Annotated in this window: 11 protein-coding genes, 1 other RNA gene and 1 pseudogene; 3 read left to right on the forward strand and 10 right to left on the reverse strand. The window is 35.2% G+C overall.

Translation table 11 applies throughout. The features are described from left to right. Positions 1–217 precede the first annotated feature (217 nt). Positions 218–343, reverse strand: coding sequence for a hypothetical protein (locus R2I74_RS03190; protein WP_316353935.1), 126 nt, complete (start codon positions 341–343; stop codon positions 218–220). A 325-nt stretch (positions 344–668) separates the two neighbouring features. Between R2I74_RS03190 and R2I74_RS03195 the strand changes: the two genes are divergently transcribed. Both R2I74_RS03195 and R2I74_RS03200 read left to right on the forward strand, forming a co-directional pair. Continuing rightward, positions 669–2,132, forward strand: a complete 1,464-nt coding sequence (locus tag R2I74_RS03195; RefSeq protein ID WP_316353937.1) for an ankyrin repeat domain-containing protein — start codon at positions 669–671, stop codon at positions 2,130–2,132. A 218-nt stretch (positions 2,133–2,350) separates the two neighbouring features. Next, complete coding sequence (locus R2I74_RS03200; protein WP_316353938.1) at positions 2,351–5,251, forward strand: hypothetical protein; 2,901 nt, start codon at positions 2,351–2,353, stop codon at positions 5,249–5,251. A gap of 769 nt (positions 5,252–6,020) precedes the next feature. On the opposite strand, the pseudogene ftsZ reads toward R2I74_RS03200, so the two are convergent. Next, positions 6,021–7,137, reverse strand: a pseudogene (gene ftsZ / locus R2I74_RS03205) (cell division protein FtsZ); the annotation flags it as partial. A gap of 17 nt (positions 7,138–7,154) precedes the next feature. Further along, the gene (locus R2I74_RS03210) at positions 7,155–8,333 is read right to left on the reverse strand and encodes a hypothetical protein (protein ID WP_316353940.1); all 1,179 of its coding nucleotides are present in this window, start codon (positions 8,331–8,333) and stop codon (positions 7,155–7,157) included. 553 nt (positions 8,334–8,886) lie between these two features. Between R2I74_RS03210 and R2I74_RS03215 the strand changes: the two genes are divergently transcribed. Further along, complete coding sequence (locus R2I74_RS03215) at positions 8,887–9,585, forward strand: SURF1 family protein (RefSeq protein ID WP_316353941.1); 699 nt, start codon at positions 8,887–8,889, stop codon at positions 9,583–9,585. A gap of 117 nt (positions 9,586–9,702) precedes the next feature. Here R2I74_RS03215 and xth read toward each other — a convergent pair whose 3' ends face one another. From xth to rplJ, 7 genes are all read right to left on the reverse strand, one after another. After that, positions 9,703–10,473, reverse strand: coding sequence for an exodeoxyribonuclease III (gene xth / locus R2I74_RS03220; RefSeq protein ID WP_316353943.1), 771 nt, complete (start codon positions 10,471–10,473; stop codon positions 9,703–9,705). Between the two features lie 7 nt (positions 10,474–10,480). Continuing rightward, positions 10,481–11,302: a bifunctional DNA-formamidopyrimidine glycosylase/DNA-(apurinic or apyrimidinic site) lyase gene (gene mutM / locus R2I74_RS03225; protein ID WP_316353944.1), complete on the reverse strand. Its 822-nt coding sequence runs from the start codon at positions 11,300–11,302 to the stop codon at positions 10,481–10,483. An 11-nt stretch (positions 11,303–11,313) separates the two neighbouring features. Further along, positions 11,314–11,705: RNase P RNA component class A (rnpB, locus tag R2I74_RS03230), an RNA gene on the reverse strand. 92 nt (positions 11,706–11,797) lie between these two features. Beyond that, positions 11,798–15,952, reverse strand: coding sequence for a DNA-directed RNA polymerase subunit beta' (gene rpoC / locus R2I74_RS03235; protein ID WP_316353945.1), 4,155 nt, complete (start codon positions 15,950–15,952; stop codon positions 11,798–11,800). Positions 15,953–16,321: 369 nt separating this feature from the next. Beyond that, entirely contained in the window at positions 16,322–20,425 is a 4,104-nt protein-coding gene (rpoB, locus tag R2I74_RS03240) for a DNA-directed RNA polymerase subunit beta (protein ID WP_316353946.1), read from the reverse strand. Positions 20,426–21,064: 639 nt separating this feature from the next. Beyond that, a complete protein-coding gene (rplL, locus tag R2I74_RS03245; RefSeq protein ID WP_316353948.1) occupies positions 21,065–21,433 on the reverse strand; it encodes a 50S ribosomal protein L7/L12 in 369 nt (122 codons plus the stop codon). A gap of 33 nt (positions 21,434–21,466) precedes the next feature. Next, a complete protein-coding gene (gene rplJ / locus R2I74_RS03250; RefSeq protein ID WP_316355265.1) occupies positions 21,467–21,973 on the reverse strand; it encodes a 50S ribosomal protein L10 in 507 nt (168 codons plus the stop codon). Position 21,974: the final 1 nt, after the last annotated feature.

Genomic DNA, 21,974 nt, shown 5'->3' on the forward strand with positions numbered 1-21,974 from the left:
GTTACTAGCTGAGTAAGCACGAATTTGTAATATTGGTTGAACTCCTTCTCTAGACCATTTCATATGTTGCTTGCCTTTACATCTTTGATTAATCAGACTTTCGACAGTGCATTCAGCTAAATTACTCGTAAAAATAAGATTTTGATCTTGCCGAGTATTATAATCAACAATTTTTAACTCGTTATTGGCATTGTATTGCTTTAATTCACGAAGGTTTTTAGTAACTTAACATAAGGTCTACGATTTCTTTTGGTGCCATGATTTTACCAGAGATTATTACATCATTATTTATAAATCTACCTTCCAGATTTTTGTATTGCATTACTAAACGATATTCTTGCATGATTTTTGCGACTATTGATGTTATATTTTTTAATATAACTCACAACCTCCTACTCACAAAATATTTATACTTCCATATCCAATCCAACCTAATTTAATATAGCTCATATTTGGAATCGCTGCGAAAGCCTATAATACCAATATCTTAAAAAATGAATGAGCTAAAAATAAAATTTGCAATAAGTTAATAGTTAAGATATTATAATCTATATTAATAATTTAATAAGTAAAATTAATATGAAGAGCAGCACAAAAATGAAACAAATGATCCTCTAGTAAAAAAACTTAAAATACAAAATCCAGATGACCAGAATCAACTTGTTAGCATGGATATAATAATAGAAAGTCAAATAGATAAAAACAATATTTTCCATGAGAACGAGAGGCATGAAACTCCTATTATTGTTGCGATACAGCGTAACGACAATAAGAGTATTAAATTTTTGTTAAAACAAGCTTACGAATTGAACGTGTTAAACACAGTTCTTAAGCAGAAGCCATTGCATAATTTAAATGCTCCACTTTATGCAGCTTCATGTAGGAACTGGTATTTTATAGAAGAATTATGCGAATATATATTTAATAAATCAATATTGATACTTCAAGATATCAATAACAATAACAAAACAGCATTACACTATGCTGTTGAAGCTGGACACTTCCCAAGTGCTGAGAAATTGCTGAAGCACAACCAAGATCTTATTAAATTAAAAGACAGTAATGGATGGAATGCTTTACATAGTGCTGCTGCTAAAGGGTTCTTACCAATTGTTGAGTTAATTTTTGAGCAATCGCTAAAGCAACACCCAAAACTGATTAGAGTAGAAGATAACAACGGGCAAAATGCCATACATATTGCTGCTGCTGCAGGGCATTTACCAATTCTTGAATATTTGCTGGAGAAAAACCAAAAACTGATGACATTTGTAGATAACAATGGGTGGAATGCCTTATATCATGCTGTTGCTGGAGGGCATTTATCAATTATTGAGTATTTGCTAGAGAAAGACCAGAATCTTATTAACGCAAACTATAAGGGGCAGCATGTTATACATATTGCTGCTGCTGCTGGGCATTTACCAATTCTTGAATATTTGCTGGAGAAAGACCCAAAACTGATGACATTACAAGACAAGGATGGGTGGAATGCTTTACATCATGCTGCTGCTGAAGGGCGTTTACTAATTGTTCAAAAATTGCTGGAGAAAGACCAAAATCTTATTAACTCAAAGGTTAAGGGGCAACATGTCATACATATTGCTGCTGCTAAAGGCCATTTATCAATTGTTGAGTATTTGCTAAAGAAAGCCCCGGATCTTATTCAATTAAAAGACAATTATGGGTGGAATGCCTTACATCATGCTGTTGCTGAAGGGCGTTTACTAATTGTTCAGAAATTGCTGGAGAAAGACCCAACGCTGATAGACAATGAGAAGCATGTCTTAAATCTTGCTGCTTCTAAAGGGTTTTTACCAATAGTTGAGTATTTGCTAAAGAAAGCCCCAGATCTTATTGGATTAAAAGACTATAATGGGCAGAATGTTATAAAAATTGCTACTGATAAAGGATTTTTACCAATTGTTAAATTGCTGAAAGAGCAATTCAAAGACAATGCTGAACAGAATGTCACGAAGGAATTTATAAACAACTGTTTTTTAGATCTTAATAAGAAGGAGGCAAAAATTACTGAACTAACTTTTTATTCTGATGTAGACACAAATATTATTCAAGAAGAAGACTGTAATTTGCTAGGTAACACCACATATCTACAGAATGAGATTGAGCGATAATCAAATTTTGTGTATAGAGGAAAATTGGAAAATTTGAAGCGTGATCATAAAAGACTTGACAGCAATTACAAATCGGTTGGAAGTCCGTGGGTTGAAATTCAGATATTTATTTTAATTAAGATAATTAATTATATTTAATAATTAAAGCAAATATATAAAATTTTCTTGACCTTAAATGAAATCTTTGATAAAAAATAGCTAATTTTAAATGGAATTTTATGAAGCTAAAAATACAATCTTTAGGTAAACAAATAAATCGTGAACCACATCCTCGAAAAAGCAAAAATCTAGAAGAACTATTCTTATCAGACGTAGAAGAAGTCACCGAAAAGAACCAGATCAAAAAAAACGATCTTAATGAAGATAGCCAATTTTTCGAAGAGGCATCATATAAGACAAAGAAATCTTCGGACAAAAAAATTATCAAAGAAACGTCCGGTAAGTTAAAGAGTGTAAACAAAAGGCAAGAGTTTAAAGAATTAGAGAAGGGAAGAAAAAAACTTAAGATCGACACAACGAAAAATAAAAAAGAATTTTCTGAAGAAGGGTTATACGAGCCGGAGGAGCCTTCCGATAAGGAGATTATCGAAAAACAATCAAATGAGCCCCTTGTACTCATAGGTTCAAATAAATCCGATCCGCTTTCACGCGAAAGTCTCAAAAGCAAATTCGAGGACTTAAAACACAAATTAGAGAAAATTGGCGAAAACTTAACATATTCCTCTATCTCCAATCTAGGAACACGCCCACAATCTATTCTAAAGGTTTTAGATTTTTTTTGCGGCGAAAACGGTTTGTCCTTATTAAAGGCTATATTAAAATCCGAACTAGATTTTACTTTTTTTACCAACATTTCAAGAACGCTTAAAGTATTTAAAGAAGTATCCGAGGTTTTATACGTTAAAGATGAATCTGGATATGTGCCTTCAAAAATTTTCAAAGATTTATTAGAAAAGTTTAACGTTGACGTTTTATATGAATTTTCAAACTTATTTTATCGTCGCGGAACCGAAGCTGTGCAAGAAATATACGCCCTTCACTACTTATCTTTGGGTCAAGATAAAAAATACACGCATATGTTTGAAGCCTTCACGCAAAATAACATAGATCTAGCTTTGTTTATTCGTACCTTAGGAGTTGGGGGGATAAACGACTTTAAAGAATATTTTGATCGTTTTTTTATTAAGGTAGCCGAAACAAAATATTCGAAATCTAAAGAATTCAGATTTTTGGAAGATCAAGGCTGTGATTTTAACGAGATATCTGGAGTAATTAAAAGCAAAAAATGCACGGAAACATTAGAGAGATTTAAAGGTCTTTTAAGTCAAAAGGGCTTTATCCCTCCAAGCGATACAAAAGAAAAATCTTTTATAACAACAGAAGAAGCAGAGGAAATGGAAGAAGAATCTTCGTCTTTTTCAAAAGACGAAATATCAGAAAATCATTTAGATTTGAAGCTTCAAAATGAAAATATCGTTTCCAGAAATTATACTTTGGAAGAGTTAAAAGAATTAAAAAAAGAGTTGAACGCTAAAGAGCCGAGGGCTCTTAAATTTTGTAAGAGTTTATCTTCAAGAGAGTCGGTTCAACAAAATTTTTTAATTTTCTTTAGTGGAGAAGAAGGATTTGAAATGTTAAAGTTTGTTTTAGATTCTAAACAATATTGCACTTTATTTTCCCGCATCTTTCGTGCTCCGTACAATAATTGTTATTTAGAATTTGCCAAATTTTTTAAATTTTTATTTAAAACTGACCAAGGATTGAAAATTCTTGACGCTTTTAAGTCAATTTTTCCGGAAGGGATAGGTTTACTTGGAATATTGCTAAAAGGTTGCTACAAGAACGCTATCGAAGAAATGTCACGTTTCGTCAAATTAGTTTTTTCAAAGAACGAAGCGGAGGACTACGAAGTATCGCCTTTACTTACGGCTCTTAGAACTTTAGATTTGAACGGCTTGGCCACTTTTATAAGCGGTGGAAAAATCTTGGCTTTTGAAGAAACGATCGAGTTATTTTTCTATAAAGAAGATTCGGTTTATAAAGAATCGGAAGAATTAAAATTTTTTAAATCGCAAAATATAAGATTTTTGCAAATAAGAGATACTTACAAAGGCGGTTGGAAAGATAAATTTTGCTTGTTTCTAAAAGAAAAGGGCTTTAAAAAAGAAAATGACGAAAAAGACGTTATGTTTGACGAAACGGAGTCAATGGTCAAATATTCTTTTACCGCAGAAGATTTGAAGAAGCAGTTCGCCGATTTACAAGATAAATTAGGAAAAGAACTATCGCCAAAAATAGAATTTTCTTCTATATCTAATTTGGTTCGCGGAAATAAAAATATCGATTTTTTGCTTTTTTTGCAAACGGACAAAGGATTGCCGATCTTGACTTTTCTTTTAAAATCGAATTTCGACTTTAAATTTTTCTCCTCCTTAATCAATACCGTGGGGTCACGGGCTACGCAAGTCTTCGTCTCGGTTTTTCAAGTATTGTTTGAAAAAGACGTAGATACGTACAAAGAATCCGAAATTAATTCCGCATATAAGAAATTTGTTCCCGGCGGGTTTAAAACTGTCTTATCGCTTTTAAACAAGAGTATGGACAAGGCAGCCTATAACCTAGAAAACCTAGCCGATTTATTGTTTTCTAAAGACGAACAAACTAAACTTAAGCCTTCTCCTATTCTTCAAGCTTTCGAAAAAAATAAAGTAGATATCAAGAAATTTATTCTTATATTACGCACGACTGGAAAAGATTCGGTGGAACTTTTTGAAAAATTATTTAATCTATTATTTGAAAAGAAAAGCCAAAAATATGTAAAATCGCAAGCTTTTCACTTGCTTGAAAAAAAAGAAGGGTCTTTTGACAAGATAGTCGAAAAATATAAAACGCAGCCGACAAAGGCCTTAAATCGGATCGAACAGGATCTGGACGCTCTAGGTTTTGTTAAGCAAAAAGAATATTATAATAAAAAAATACAAAAAGAAAGCGCGTTTGACGTCACTTTAACGCATTATAATGATGAGCCGTACGAGGCGGAAGCGGTAAGTCTATTATCAGCCGACGAAAAAGATGTCGACGTATATTTAATAGGTTCGAACGTAGAAAACTCTAATTAGTTCAGCGTGGAACTCAGTTGTAGAAGTAGGCTTTGATACTGTCTTAAGAATCAAGTACTAAATGTGGATTAAATTGATTATTATTCTTAATTACTTCAAACACGACATGTAGCAGCTTACTGATCTTGTGATCTTGTATTAGTTTTCCGGACAGTGATCTAAAAAATGGTCATTTTATTAACTCTTTTACCTTACTATTTCTACAGCTTGTTTGTTTATTCAAAACTCGACTTTACCTCAAAATCCGATTCATGCAACAGCGCCCTCAATAATGCCTCATTGCTCATTCGTTAAGTCCGAAGGGTAAATTTTGTTTGATGTAATTTTAGCCTCTTCATTTTTGAGGTACTATATCATAAATTTTTGTTTCCGGAATTAGGTAAATATCCAAACCTCTCTACCTTTTCGGACACGCTCTTAACAAAAGAAGTTATAATAGATAAGAGCTACAAGCTTTTGATTTTTAAGAACAGCTACTTCTGCTGTTTTCTTAAGAAAGCTGGGATTTCATGAATGTTGTTAGAAGTTGAGCCAGTTGATGGTGAAACTTGATCTTTATAATAATCAATATCATCTGCAGTTCTAATTTTGTCATTAGACTTCAAAGAATTCCACATTTTGCTCAGCAATGAATTACGAGGATTACTATGATTTTGTGATGATCCAGCAGAGCCAGGCATCTCTGTTGTTCTAAAAGCTGTATTTGTGGTATTAATTGAAGGTTCAACAGCAGGTTGCGCAATATTTGTGCTGTCTGTCATAGTATAATTTCCAAATTGCGGTACTTCTTCTTCATAAATTGTGGGAGCGGATGTAGTTGGTGTTGTTGCTACTGTAGCTGTAGGTAATATAGTTTCTCCTACCGAGGAAGCTTTAGTTGATGCATATGTTGGTTTGATATGGGCTACATGATTCTCAGCGTCAATCCCTGTTGCTACTACTGATACTCTGATAATACCATTAAGTTCTGGATTAAACGTCGAACCAAAGATGATATTAGCTTCACTATCACCACCTACTTCTTCTCTTATTCGATTAGCAGCATTATCAACTTCAAATAAAGTCATATCACTACCACCAGTGATATTAATCAATACCCCTCTCGCTCCTCGCATTGAAGTATGATCAAGCAGTGGGTTTGATATAGCAGCTTCGGCAGCACGTACTGCTCTATCTTCTCCTGAAGCTTCTCCTGTCCCCATCATAGCCTTACCCATTTCACTCATAATCGTACGTATATCAGCAAAATCAAGATTGATTAATCCCGGCATAATCATTAAATCAGTAACACCTCTGACTCCTGCGTGTAATACATCATCAGCCATCTTAAATGCGTCAGCAAAAGTGGTGCGTTCGTTGGCAATACGAAACAAGTTTTGGTTAGGAATGACAATTAAAGTATCAACAAATTGTTGTAAATCATTCAAACCCTTATCGGCAGTTTTCATTCGATGAGCTCCCTCAAAATGGAAGGGTTTGGTCACAACTCCCACTGTAAGTATCCCTAGTTCCTTGGCAATGCGAGCGATTACTGGAGACGCCCCAGTGCCAGTGCCGCCACCCATCCCCGCAGTAATAAATACCATGTTACTTCCTTCCAAGTAACCCATGATTTCATTTACTGACTCTTCAGCAGCTAAAGCTCCTACCTCTGGAGCTGCTCCAGCTCCTAATCCTTTAGTGATTGTAGCTCCTAGCTGAATTCGATTATCACACAAGGAATGTTCTAATGATTGCGCATCAGTATTTGCTACCACAAAATTTGCGCCTTGTAAATTTGCTGCAATCATGTTATTTACCGCATTACCACCAGCCCCACCAATACCAAAAACCGTAATAATAGGCTTTAACACAATATTTTCTGGGGCTTTAAAACTTACACTCATAATTTTCTATTTAATTTTTAATTTGCAAAATTCAATATTGCCTCTGCTATTTCTGTAGCCGCAGATTTTCTTGAATATTGATGAGAAGTTATAGGCATTTTAATTTCTTGAAAATTTTGGTCTAATATTATTGTATTACCCGTAGCGGCTTCAGACATTATATGTTTTTTATGAGTTTTATTCATGGCGTTATTTTGGATAATAACAGTACGGCCATCCAAATTATCAATCGCTTCTGAAATCATTGACGTTGACTCTCCAGGTAAAAAACATTTACCATCTTTTGCATTTTTTATTACCCATAATCCTGCTTTATAAAAACCACCAACTTTATGATTAAAATCATATAATTTAAATGCTGATTTATCCATGTATTTTGCTAACTCTTCGATAAAAGCATTGGTAACTGGATCTATTTGTTTACCCTGATGAACCCATTCACGTTTTTTAAAAGTTTGAGGATCATATAGTCCAGTTCTTGCACCATTAAAGATCATTAAAGAATATTGTCCATTTTTACAAAAATTCCCAATATATTTGGCTGTTTTTTTAGCTTCAGCAACAGTATATATTGCTATTTTATTATCTTTTGCCGGCGCATCACCACCCAAAATTATCATCGCTATTTTAGGTTTTTTTGCTAACCAACTAAAATCTTTTTGATATTTTTTATAATGCTGCTCTAAAATTGTTGGAGTTGAATTATGAGCCACTCCTATGGTCTGGATAATTTTACTACCTTTTCGTTCTGCTGCTTGCAAAAAATTTGAGTCGATACTAGATGTCGGTAAAGCTATTAAATTGGCTTTACCCAATATTTGATTGTGCTCATCAAATATCAAGTGAGTAGTATTAACTATGAATATATTAGGACATGATTGACGGTAAATATTATTAATTATATTAGCTCCTTCTAAACCAGAAGTTAACAAAATAGTGTTGTTATTTTGTTTGCATTCACCATCAAGAATGTGTTTTAAAGACATTATTTGAGTGCTATGTATATACTGTATTGATTGTTTTGGTAATTTGGCAATAACTGCATCAGCTATACCGTATAGTTGGTTCTGATCTCCAATCTTACCCTCATTTAAAACTACAATAATATCTCCACTAAAAGCTATGGTTTTCATGGGTATTATTGCTAATAAGGCAGTATAAATAACGATAGTAAACCAATATCTATAAATCACCACATTAATTATCCAATATGTAATATGAGTTTTAAAATTATTGAAGAACACAGCTAACCTCAACGACAAAATCATCTTAAAGTTTTGCGGTATACACTCCCATGAAATTTATCATAATTACTACTATAATTCAATCTTAGTTTTGTACAAAAACTATCTACAATTTACAACCATTAATCATATAGATATAGCGTCAGTCAATTAGATGCTAACAGTCAAATTTGTTAGGATTCGTTGTGCGAAACAAATTAAAATATTGCTGCGTTTACTCACCCCCAAATTTAACTGTCACTATCTAAGAGCTTGTCAGATCAGTAGATATAAGAGAGGAAGTTTTAGGAAAAACGAAGTCGAGTACCGGCAAGCAGTCTTTTTGTTTGTTTCGGAAAGGAGACGAGTTTTGACAACAAAATTACTTCTTATATCTACTGATCTGACAGGCTCTAACTGACTCTAGCTATACTTCTATCCGTAGTTTAGTCATAAATTTATTGTATTAACAAAATAGATAAACTAGGATGCAATAAAATCAATATCTGACTAATATAAAAATTAAATGAAATTACAAAGATCTATAAAATTATTACCTTTGTTATTTACCATAATAACAGTGAGCATCTTGTTATTATTAGGGTTTTGGCAACTTCAGCGGTTACAAGACAAAAATTTGCTGCTTAAGAATATCGGTCATAACTTAAATAATCAACCGCTTGATATCCAATTGATGAGTCAAGCAAACATATATTCCAAAATTAATCTTCATGGTAAATTTCTGACTAACCATGATATCCATCTTTATCGACGTATAGCTAGTCAACATGGACAAGATGGTTATTATCTACTATCGCCATTTCAGACAAATAATAACCAACTTATTTTAGTTGCTAGAGGTTGGTTCAAATCAATGTATAAGTCTGAGATATCCATGGGTCTTTCGTCATCACCGGAACAGATAAGTGGAATAATACTTGCTGGTGAACAAAAACAGTTTTTTATTCCTGGTAACGATTTAAAAAACAACATCTGGTTTATTCTGGACTTAACTCAGATAGCACAATTTTTAAAATTAGAATTGCCTGAATTTTATTTACTACAACTAGAACCAGATGATTTACCAGATTTTGTCAAACCTATCCTTGCTGATAATCTTACTAAAATTAAAAATGACCATCTGGAATATGCGCTTACTTGGTTTATTTTAGCTATAAGCTTAATAATTATATTTATCGTTTATGCCAGGAAAGAATCAAATTAACGTAGACCTCTCTCACAAACTCGCACCAAAAGAACAAGTGCTAGAAGCACACGGAGCGCAGATCAGCAGCATACATAAAGTTTGTCCGGGAAATTAGCACTCAAACATGTACTCTTCTTACCAAGCTATTACCGGAGCATGATCAGAAGGCTTATGTTGCGCTCGCATGTCATAGTCAATATAACTATTCTGAAAATGACCGGCTGCTCGACCTGATGCAATTAACATATCAATACGCATTCCTTTATTTTGCTCAAATGCCCCTGCCCGATAATCCCACCATGAAAACTCTTGAGTATTAGGGTTAGCCAAACGATATAAATCATAAAACCCCATATTTAATATCGAACGCATTTTGTATTTCTCTTCCACTGTGCAGCAGGTAGTATTACTTAACTCTAGCGATGAATATATATCAATGTCAAATGGTGCAATATTGAAATCACCACCAATAATTAAAGATTCATCATATGCACGTATATTTTCTAAATAATTAATTAGTGCATCATAGAATTGGAGTTTAGTTTTAAATTTGTCGCTGTCAACTTCACCACCATTTGGAGCATATAATGAAATAAAACGACAAAAACCAATATCAGTGTTACAAGTAATTTCAATAAATCTGGATTGCTCAAAGCACGGATTGGCTGGAAAATTTGTAACTACTTCATTAGCTTTAAATTTAGATAAAATGGCTACTCCATTATATGATTTTTGACCATGTATATAATAGTTATATGGTGTTTCTAATTCTGTAAGAGCCCATTGCTCTGTTTCGCATTTAAGTTCTTGCAAAAACAAAATATCAGGATTTTCTTTTACAAGAAAGTCCTGCAATAGAGATATGCGCTGCCTTACTGAGTTTATATTCCATGTTGCAATTTTCATATTACTCTCATATTGCCTGACAATATTCACAATAATAACTACCTCTTCCAGCTAAAATTATTTTTCTTATTATATTGCTACAAATGAAGCATGACTTCCCTGCTCTGTTATATATTAATAATTCTTGTTGAAAATATCCCGGTTTACTATTAGCATTAATGAAATCTTTTAAAGTAGTACCACCTGCCGCTATAGAGCTGATTAATACATTCTTAATAGCAAGCACTAAATTTATAATCTCTGTTTGGCTAAGACTATAAGCAGGCCTTAAAGGATGTATTTTTGCCATGAATAAACTCTCAGAAGCATAAATATTACCCACTCCTACGACAACATTATTATCCATTATTACATTTTTGATTATTTTATGCCTTTTTGCTAACTTACTAGCCAAATATTCTGCGTTAAATTGCTCTGTTAAAGGCTCTAGCCCTAAAGCTTTAAATATTTGTTGATCTAATAATTTTTCTTGCGGTAATAGATAAATCATCCCGAACCGCCTAGGGTCGTTAAAAACCAACTGTTGTTGATTATCAAGATAAAAAATCACATGATCATGCTTTTGTGAAGAATAATTCACCTGCTGTATGGTAAAACTACCGCTCATGCCAAGGTGAACCACTATAGTAAAACTATTATCAAGATTAATAAGTAAATATTTTGCACGACTCATTATACTTAATATTCTAGCATTTAATACTATATCAAAATTATCGGACAATACTTGCCGTAAGGCCTTACATTTTTTTTCGTAATTTATAATGATTTTATTGATGATACATAATGCAAGACCAGTTTTTATGGTCTCTATTTCTGGAAGTTCTGGCACAAATTATAATTAATGATTGATGGTCTATAAGCCGGATTTTGTAAGGTGTAACCCTTTGCAGTTATTTGTCTAGGATAAATGTTACCATTTACCTCAAGCGATCTACCCGTGTGACCTCTAAACAGGGACATTTAGGAACTAAGTTCTAATCACACCTATTTGATCTTGCTCCTGATGGGGTTTACCATGCGTAACTTGTTACCAAGCGACCGGTGTGCTCTTACCACACCTTTTCACCCTTACCAAAATATATATTTTGGCGGTATATTTTCTGTGGCACTTTCCCTAGAGATTAATATCCCCGCTGGGCGTTATCCAGCATCATGTCTCTATGGAGTCCGGACTTTCCTCATAAAAAATAGTTTATCTAAACCACATTTCATGCAACTGCACGACCATCAAGCAGCATTATGAATAAATATTTGGTTAAGTCAACAGAGTTCTTACAATATTTTATATTGCAAGAACTCTGTTATTATGGATTATCGTATCATCTTATGAATAATTATCTGGCGCCGCTGCCTTATTTAGTTCCAGATCACGAGCTGCTGCTATCTTACGCATTTTATTCATGTAAAAACCTGTTCCTGCTGGAACTAGTCTACCTACGATTACATTCTCTTTTAACCCTCTTAATTCATCTACTTTACCGGCAATCGCTGCCTCAGTAAGGACTCTGGTGGTTTCTTGGAATGAAGCGGCAGAAATAAATGATCTCGTTTGTAGCGAAGCTTTAGTAATACCTTGTAATATTAAATGTCCTTGTGCAGGTTGCAAATTATTTTCAATCAATTTTGCATTCATTTCAGCAAATTCACGACGATCAATCTTCTCACCGACTAATAAAGTAGTATCGCCAACATTAGTAACTTCTATTTTTTGTAACATTTGGCGAATAATAACTTCTATATGCTTATCATCAATTTTTACTCCCTGCAGGCGATAAACGGCTTGAATCTCTTCAACCATATAACGCGCCACAGCTTCTACTCCCATTACTTTCAAAATATCCTGTAACACCGGATTACCATCAATGAGCATATCACCTTTTTTGACAAAATCTCCCTCACTAACTACCACATGCTTACCTTTTGGCAACATATACTCAAGAGGTTGAGATCCATCTGTAGGATGCAGTACTATGCGTCGTTTTGATTTATAATCTTTACCAAACTCCACTCTACCATCAACTTCTGCAATAATAGCATGATCTTTTGGTCGACGAGCTTCCACTAATTCAGCAACTCGCGGTAAGCCACCAGTAATATCTTTAGTTTTAGTTGATTCTCTTGGAATACGAGACAAAATATCTCCCGCTGAAACCATTGACCCATCTTCAACACTCAATACGGCATTTACCGGCAAGTAATATCGTGCTTCCAAACCATTAGACAACAATATCACCTGCCCAGATTCATCTAACAATTGTATCCTTGGACGTAGTTCTGCTCCTCGTGAATATTGTTTGGACTCAACAACAATTTTACTAGCAATACCTGTAGCTTCATCAACAATATCACGAACTGAAATACCATCTACCATATCTTTAAACGCTATTCTACCAGCTTTTTCTGTAATAATTGGTATAGTATAAGGATCCCATTCTACTATTTTTTGCCCTTTGAGCACAGTATGTCCTTCATCAATTAATAATCTGGCTCCATATGGTACTTTATGTCGAGATTTTTCCTGTCCTTTAGCATCAATCAATAATATCTCACAAGAACGACTCATGACAATCTGACGACCATCTGAATTCATTACCACATTACGGCCTAGAATCTTTACCTTCGCCTCATATGAGGCCTCTATTGCAGAAACCTCTGCTCCTTTAGTTGCTGCTCCACCAATATGGAAAGTTCTCATTGTTAACTGTGTACCAGGTTCACCGATAGATTGCGCTGCAATTACTCCTATTGCCTCACCTACTGCTACTAATGTACCACTAGCCAGATCTCTACCATAACATTTAGCACACATACCTTCGCCCAAACGACAGGTTAACACTGATCTTACTTTGATAGAATCAAGCCCGGCAGCTTCTATTTGCTCTAATTTGGCTTCATCAATCAATGCTCCAGCATTGATTAATAACTCATTAGTCATTGTGTGATAAACATCAATAGCAGTAGTTCGACCCAAAACTTGTTCTGACAGCGACACTATAACTTCTCCACCATCAATGATAGCTCCAACTTCTAGCCCATCATTGGTACCACAATCCATCTCAGTAATAATACAATCTTGAGCAACATCAACCAATCTTCTAGTAAGATAACCAGAATTTGCTGTTTTTAAAGCTGTATCTGCAAGTCCTTTACGAGCACCATGAGTTGAATTAAAATATTCCAATACTGTTAATCCCTCACGGAAATTTGAAATAATAGGAGTTTCAATAATTTCTCCTGAAGGTTTAGCCATTAATCCACGCATTCCAGCCAGCTGTTTAATTTGTGCAGCTGACCCTCTTGCACCAGAGGTGGCCATCATATAAATTGAGTTTAATCTTTGCTGACTTGTAGTATAACGATCTGAAGTTGAAGGCATTGCCACTTCTTTCATCATATCATTCGCTACTTTGTCAGTACATCTTGACCATGCATCAATTACCTTATTATACTTCTCACCATAAGTAATCAAACCATCAGAATATTGCTGTTCAAACTCTTTTACCTCATTCCCTGTAGTGTCAATATGAGCCCATTTGGATTTTGGTATTACCATATCATCCATACCGAATGATATGCCAGAAGAACAAGCATATTTAAATCCAAGCTGCATCAAATGATCAGCAAGAATTACTGTAGCCTTCTGACCACAATGACGATAAACAGCATCAATAACCCCTGAGATATCTTTTTTGGTCATTGGCTTATTTATTAATTGAAAACTAATATGCTGATTTTGTGGCAATAATTCGCCAATAATTAGACGACCTGCCGTAGTATCAGTTATTGCTTTAACGACCACTCCCTCAATATTTGTCACATTACAACGAAATTTAATTTTAGTATGAATAGTAATGGCCTTATGATACAACGCATGTTCAATTTCTGACATCTCAGCAAAGACCATTCCTTCTCCAGGTTCACCATCCAAAGCTAAGCTTAAATAATAAAGCCCAAGTACTATGTCTTTATCAGGGACAATAATCGGCCGTCCGTTTGCCGGACTTAGGATATTATTAGTTGACATCATTAACACCCTGGCTTCCAACTGCGCTTCAACAGATAGCGGAATATGTACTGCCATTTGATCGCCATCAAAGTCAGCATTGAATGCTGCGCACACTAACGGGTGTAATTGAATTGCCTTACCTTCGATGAGTAGAGGTTCAAATGCTTGAATACCAAGGCGGTGTAATGTCGGAGCACGATTTAACATCACAGGATGTTCTCTAATTACTTCTTCCAGCACATCCCAAACTTCCGGCTTCTCTGTCTCAACCATTTTTTTGGCTGCTTTAATCGTTGCCGCAATACCATATAACTCAAGTTTGGCATAAATAAACGGCTTAAATAATTCTAATGCCATCTTTTTTGGTAGGCCGCACTGATGTAATTTTAACTCTGGTCCAACTACAATTACAGAACGTCCAGAATAATCTACCCTTTTGCCAAGTAGGTTTTGACGGAAACGTCCTTGTTTTCCTTTTAGCATATCACTCAATGACTTAAAAGGACGTTTGTTAGTATTCTTTACTACTTTACCACGTCTACCATTATCAAACAAAGCATCGACTGCTTCCTGCAACATCCGTTTTTCATTTCTTACAATAATATCAGGAGCTTTAAGCTCTAATAATCGTCTTAAACGATTATTTCTATTAATTACCCGCCGATATAATTCATTGAGATCAGAAGTGGCAAACCTTCCACCATCAAGCATTACTAGCGGCCTGATTTCTGGTGGAATTACCGGTAGGATATTCATAATCATCCATTCTGGCTTATTACCAGAATCGACAAAATCTTCAACAAGCTTAAGACGCTTTACTAATTTTTTACGTTTTACTTCAGAGTTAGTTTCTGCAAGCTCTAACTGTAATGACTTACGTAACTCAGGTAAATCAAGCTCTGATAGCATCTGCTGTACTACTTCAGCACCTATTGACGCTACAAAATTATCCTCTCCATACTCATCTTGAGCGCGCTGCAAACCATCTTCTGATAATAATTCGCCTTTTTGTAATCCAGATAATCTAGGATCCATGACAATATAGCTTTCAAAATAAAGGATCTTCTCTAGATCTTTCATTGCCATATCTAATAAAATACTTATTCTTGACGGCAGTGATTTTAAAAACCAAATATGAGCCACTGGCGCTGCCAATTCAACATGCCCCATTCTTTCGCGTCTTACTCTTGCGCTCGTGACCTCTACTCCACATTTCTCACAAGTAACTCCACGATATTTCATTCTTTTATATTTACCGCAAAGACATTCGTAATCCTTTACTGGGCCAAAAATTCTTGCACAAAACAAACCATCTTTTTCTGGTTTAAATGTACGGTAATTTATTGTTTCAGGTTTGGTTACCTCTCCAAAAGACCAGGCAAGTACCTGTTCAGGACTTGCAATATTAATTTTTATTCGATCAAATTGTTGAGTGTTACTCAATTGTCCATAAAAATTAACTATTCCTGCCATAAATATTTTCCTCAACTTAACTCTTAATACAAATTCTTGATATCTTGACGAAATTCTCGAACATACTGCTCATCTTAACCGATCATTTCGAACATACTGCTCATCACGAACACAAACAGTCATCCCGAACTTGTTTCGGGATGACTGTTGTTTGCGCTCGGGATGACTATTTTTCTAGTGTGCACTAGAGAGTTCATCCTTGATTTGAACCTAAATGACATCATCGTGAACATGTCACATGGATAGACGAAGGTCAATTTCAAGAAGAGCTAGGAGTGTTGAAGTCCAGCAGCGCAGCGTACTTTAGTACGTGAGCAGCGCAGATCTTCAAAACACGACAACGCCAATTCTTGAAATTCACCGAGTATATCAGGTTGTGGTGCTATCCTCTAGCTGTACATTCAAACATAAAGAACGAAACTCTTTTATCATCACATTAAAGGACTCAGGGATTCCCGACTCAAAATTATTATCCCCTCTAACAGTAGATTCATAAATCTTTATTCTACCAGCAACATCATCTGATTTGACAGTTAGCATTTCCTGCAAAGTATAAGCCGCACCATAAGCTTGCAGCGCCCAACATTCCATTTCACCAAAACGCTGACCACCAAAATGAGATTTACCACCCAAAGGTTGTTGTGTCACCAAACTATAAGGACCTATAGAACGAGCATGTATTTTATCGTCAACCAAGTGATGTAGCTTTAATAAATATTTATAGCCAACCGTAATATTACGATCAAAATACTCCCCTGTACGCCCATCTATTAGCCTGGTCTGACCAGAAACATCTTGTTTTGCCAACTCAAGCATTGCTTTTACATCTTCCACTTTTGCACCATCAAATACTGGAGTAGCAAAATAAACTCCTTTTTTATTTGCATCACAAAAATCTATTATTTCTTCTTTTGACATTTGCTGAATTTTATTTACCAATAATTCAGAATTGAAAATTGTCGTAACAAAAGATTTAATTTCATCAATATTGATTTGATTACTACAATATTGATCGCATACATTTCCGATCTGTTTACCTAAATTGACCGCTGCCCAACCCAAATGAGTTTCTAGAATCTGCCCTACATTCATACGAGACGGCAAACCAAGTGGATTTAACACTATATCAATAACTGTACCATCTTCTAAAAACGGCATATCTTCCTCAGGCATGATCCGCGAAATCACCCCTTTATTTCCATGTCGACCAGCCATTTTATCTCCTGGCTGTAATTTATGCTTGGTAGCAATGAACACTTTTACAATCTTCAAAGCCCCTTGAGGTAAATCATCTCCGCTTTGAACTTTTTCCACCTTACTAGTAAAACGCTTATTAAGCATGTCTTTCTTTTCATCATAATGACGCTTGATCTGCTCTATTTCGTTCATAACGCCTGAGTCTTCAACAATAAACTGCCAAAATTGTCCACGAGACAAACTTTCAAACGTTTTTTCAGTAATGACAGTAGCACTCTTAATTGTTTTAGGACCACTAACTGCAGTTTGACCTATTAAAATAGCTTCAAGACGCATAAATACAAAATGCTCAATAATTTCAAGCTCGTCATCTCTATCCTTAGCTAATTTTTCAATTTGCTGTTTTTCAATTGCCAAGGCACGCTCATCTTTTTCTACTCCACGACGAGAAAACACTCTAACTTCCACCACAGTACCAGTAACCCCAGGAGGTACATGCAATGACGAATCTCTAACATCAGCAGCTTTTTCTCCAAAAATTGCTCTTAACAATTTTTCTTCGGGAGTCATTGGTGACTCACTTTTCGGCGTCACTTTACCAACCAGAATATCACCAGGTTTTACCTCAGCACCAACATACACTATTCCAACTTCATCAAGATGACGTAAGTTTTCATCACTGACATTTGGAATATCTCTGGTAATCTCTTCTGGCCCTAATCTGGTATCTCTAGCTACTACTTCAAATTCTTCAATATGAATCGAAGTATAAACATCATCTTTAACTATACGCTCAGAGATTAATATGGAATCTTCAAAATTATAACCACTCCAAGGTATGAAGGCTACTAACACATTTCTACCTAAAGCAATTTCTCCACAATCCGTACTTGGACCATCAGCAATTACTTCGCCTTTGCTAACATAATCTCCAACCTTTATTAACGGCTTTTGGTTAATACAAGTATTATGGTTAGATTTTTGAAATTTAAGCAAATTATATATATCCACCCCAGGAGAGCCATCTTTCTTTTGCTCAGTAGTTCTGACAACAATTCTTGTCGAATCCACTTGTTCTACTATACCATCATTTACAGCAACAATTGATGCTCCAGAGTCTCTAGCTACCACTCCTTCAATACCAGTACCAACCAATGGTGCATCACTTTTAATTAATGGCACTGCTTGACGTTGCATATTTGAACCCATAAGAGCTCTGTTAGCATCATCATTTTCTAAAAAAGGAATTAATGAAGCTGCCACTGATACTACTTGCATCGGCGTCACATCAATAAAATCAACTTCAGCAGGGGATATCATTACAAAATTACCGCCATCGGTACGACAATTAATGGCTTCATCCAGCAAATTACCATCCTTATCAACAGCAGCATTTGCTTGCGCAATTTTATATTTACCTTCTTCAATTGCTGATAAATATTGAACTTCCGTGGTAACTCTACCCTCCACTACTTTACGATAAGGACTCTCGATAAAACCATATTTATTAACTCTGGCGTACGTAGCCATCGAATTAATTAAACCAATATTTTGCCCTTCAGGAGTTTCAATCGGACATATTCTGCCATAGTGAGTAGGGTGTACATCTCGCACCTCAAAACCAGCTCGATCACGACTCAATCCACCCGGCCCTAATGCTGATAACCTACGTTTATGCGTAATTTCGGATAATGGATTAGTTTGATCCATAAATTGGGATAATTGCGAAGTACTAAAAAATTCTTTTATTACGGATACTAGCACTTTTGAGTTCACTAAATCATGAGGCATTACCGCATCGATATCAACTGCAGAAATTCTTTCCAGAATTGATTTTTCCATCCTTACCAAACCAATTCTAAACTGATTTTCAATCAATTCACCAACTGATCTTACTCTTCTATTACCTAAATGGTCAATATCATCGATTTGTCCTTTACCATCCTTGAGTGCAACTAGAACTTTAAGAATATGCTTTATATCATCTGTAGTTACAGTTGTAGTACTAGATGGTTCATCAAGTCCTAATCTGGCATTCATCTTGATACGCCCTACTTCAGATAAGTCATAGCGCTCAGCATTAAAAAACAAGCTGTTGAATAAGGCAAGTCCTGCATCAAAAGTAGCCGGCTCTCCCGGTCTTAGAACTCTAAATATATCTATAAGCGCCGAAAGTTGATCTTGATTCTTATCTGCAAACAAGGTATTTCGAATATAAGAACCTGATTGTGAACCAATCGCAAGCACAGCCAGAGATTTAATCTGTAACTTGTCAATGGCTTGCAACATATCTGCTGTAACCACTTCACCAATATCTGCTAACACCTCTCCACTTTGTGGATCTACCAAATCATCAGCCAAACATTTTTCAAGTAAGAATTCTTTTTCTACAAGGATATTCTTTACTCCATCTTTAGCAAATTTCTTGGCAAGTCTCGGAGTTATTTTTTGCCCAGCTTCAAGCACTACCACCCCGGTATCCGCATCTACTAAATCATTATTTAATCGATGCGCAGTTACTAATTCCGGTAAAAATTTTGTTGACCAACCGTTCAGAGAAGCATGATAGGTCATTGTATCATAATAAAATTTTATGATTTCATTAGCCGACATTCCAATGGCACGAAGCAACGTTGTAACGTACAATTTTCTTTTTCTATCTATACGAAAATACAAGATATCTTTTGCATCAAATTCAAAATCCAACCAAGAACCTCTATATGGTATTATTCTTGCTGAATATAAAAATTTTCCAGAAGAATGAACTTTGCCTTCATCATGATAAAAGAACACACCTGGAGAGCGATGCATTTGAGAAACCACCACTCTTTCTGTGCCATTAATTACGAATGTTCCATTTTGAGTCATTAATGGAATATCACCCATGTACACTTCTTGTTCTTTAATACCTTTAATCTCTCTAGCACCAGTACTTTCTTCGATCTCCCAAACACTAAGACGTAAAGTCACTTTTAACGGCGCAGCATAGCTCAAACCTCGTTGATGGCACTCTTCTACGTCATATTTAGGATTATCTAGTTCATATTTCACAAACTCTAAATTAGCTGTGTTAGCTGAATCATGAATCGGAAAAATAGAATTTAAAACAGCTTGCAGCCCTTTGTTTTCACGCTCACCATCTTTAATTCCAAGCTGTAAAAAGTTTTTTTGATAAGAGTTCTTTTGCACTTCAATAAGATTCGGTATTGAAGCTACTAGATTTATTTGACCGAAATTTTTTCTTATACGCTTATCAATCGACAAGGATTGCGCCATATAATCTCCAGAGTAAAATTTAATTATATCTTAAATACGACGTAGAACTATTATTACTGTAAAATTATAAAATAACTCATAGTAATAAATATAGAACGACGAACATTACTAAGATTGATGATTTATAGATTTATAAAATTGCATCTCAAAGAAGAATTTTATAAGTCTATAAATTAAGGATATATAAACCTATAGATATAAAGTAGTATAGCAAGAACCACTTGAATTGAACTTATAGAGCTACGCTTGCGCGGCGCAGATAATTCATGAGCAAACTCTAAACTCAGAAAATAGCTCAACCAAATTATATTAGACCTCTCTCACAAACTCTACGTTCTTGCGGATGATTTGAATTCTGGTGCGGCACCAGAATCCGCAACAAACCTAAAGCGTGCTGCGGGATCGAGTTCCGTATCTCCTTCAAATCCTCTCCCATGATTTAGTTTGTGAGAGAGATCCATTATTTACCAACAATGTAATTCTAAAACTTAAATAAGAATCCATGTAGATTTTTACTGAAGTACCGCTGCGCTGCTCAGACCCCAAAGTACGAAATAACAGCTTGATATAATTTATTGAATACTCCAGACATTCCACACAAATTTGCTACACTTAACTCAAGTGGTTTTTACTAGCCAACTATTTTATTTCAACTTTAGCACCAGCAGCTTCAAGCTTTACTTTAATTGCTTCTGCGTCACTCTTGTTGATACCTTGCTTTAATGGCTGCGGCGCTCCTTCCACTAAATCTTTAGCTTCTTTCAAACCTAAGCCAGTAAGCGCACGCACTTCTTTAATAATTTCAATTTTTTTATCACCAAAACTTACTAAAATAACATCAAATTCTGTTTTTTCTTCTACTACCGCAGCAGCTACTGGGGCACTTGCGGCAGCAACTGGAGCTGCTGCTGATACTCCCCATTTTTCTTCCAACAGCTTTGAGAGCTCTGCAGCTTGCATTACTGTTAATGATGATAGCTCATCTACAATTTTTGTTAAATTTGTCATAAATTTACCTCTAAAATTCTAATTGATTAATATTTATTTATCTGCAAATGCTTGCAACACTCTCGCAAGTCCTGTAGCCGGGGCTTGCAATACAGTAGCAATTCTTGTTGCGGGGGCTTGCAATACACCAATAATTCTACCCCTTAATTCGTCTAACGATGGCAGCTTAGCTATTAGCTTTACTTCATCAATATTTAACAGCTGATTATCTACTATACCACCAATAATCTTCAGCTGTTCATTTAACTTTGCAAATTCAACAATCGTCTTAGCTGCAATAATTGGGTCTTCTGAATAGGCTATAGCTGTAGGACCACAAAATAGCTCAGATATTTGTTTTATTCCAGCATTATTAGCAGCTATCTTCGATAGCGTATTTTTTACTATCTTAAATCCAGCCCCTTTTTCTCTCAAAGATCTACGCAACACCGTAATCTGCTTAACAGTAAGACCATGGTAATGAGTTACTATTAGAGACCCAGATTGCTGGTATACTTTTGCTAATTCTGAGACAAACTTCTGTTTTTCTGACCTTAACACC

This window comes from Candidatus Trichorickettsia mobilis, assembly GCF_963422225.1.
Lineage (GTDB): Bacteria > Pseudomonadota > Alphaproteobacteria > Rickettsiales > Rickettsiaceae > Trichorickettsia > Trichorickettsia mobilis_B.

What these genes read in the sequence shown, in the direction of transcription:
- R2I74_RS03190 (WP_316353935.1), bottom strand. Translation starts at nt 343, where the DNA reads ATGCAAGAATATCGTTTAGTAATGCAATACAAAAATCTGGAAGGTAGA.
- R2I74_RS03195 (WP_316353937.1), top strand. Translation starts at nt 669, where the DNA reads ATGGATATAATAATAGAAAGTCAAATAGATAAAAACAATATTTTCCAT.
- R2I74_RS03200 (WP_316353938.1), top strand. Translation starts at nt 2,351, where the DNA reads ATGAAGCTAAAAATACAATCTTTAGGTAAACAAATAAATCGTGAACCA.
- R2I74_RS03215 (WP_316353941.1), top strand. Translation starts at nt 8,887, where the DNA reads ATGAAATTACAAAGATCTATAAAATTATTACCTTTGTTATTTACCATA.
- xth (WP_316353943.1), bottom strand. Translation starts at nt 10,473, where the DNA reads ATGAAAATTGCAACATGGAATATAAACTCAGTAAGGCAGCGCATATCT.
- rpoC (WP_316353945.1), bottom strand. Translation starts at nt 15,952, where the DNA reads ATGGCAGGAATAGTTAATTTTTATGGACAATTGAGTAACACTCAACAA.
- rpoB (WP_316353946.1), bottom strand. Translation starts at nt 20,425, where the DNA reads ATGGCGCAATCCTTGTCGATTGATAAGCGTATAAGAAAAAATTTCGGT.
- rplL (WP_316353948.1), bottom strand. Translation starts at nt 21,433, where the DNA reads ATGACAAATTTAACAAAAATTGTAGATGAGCTATCATCATTAACAGTA.